Consider the following 268-nt stretch of genomic DNA (forward strand, 5'->3'; position numbering starts at 1 on the left):
TTCGTGACATGTGGTGGAAACTCCGCTTGTTGCACGCATCGACAATGCGGACATGATTTCACTTCACGCTCATGTTGTGTCACTTCAATCGACACGGGAGGCAGATCAAACACTTGACGGACATCGAATTTGAACGGTTTTACGTCACGCAAAGAAGCCCCACATCCTTGACACGTATGTACGCGATGGACGACACGATGATGTGGATGTTCCACTTGACGGAGCGTCGTCCCCTCATGTCCCTCTTGCCCACCAGGCTTTTTGCCAG

The 268-nt window shown here is 51.5% G+C and carries 1 protein-coding gene; it reads right to left on the reverse strand.

The genetic code is table 11. The features are described from left to right. A partial coding sequence (locus K1I43_RS15525; RefSeq protein WP_220382710.1) for an IS66 family transposase zinc-finger binding domain-containing protein occupies positions 1-268 on the reverse strand: 268 nt, incomplete at both ends.

The sequence above is a fragment of the Anoxybacillus sp. ST70 genome (genome assembly GCF_019553625.1).
In the GTDB taxonomy this organism is placed as follows: Bacteria; Bacillota; Bacilli; order Bacillales; family Anoxybacillaceae; genus Anoxybacillus; species Anoxybacillus gonensis.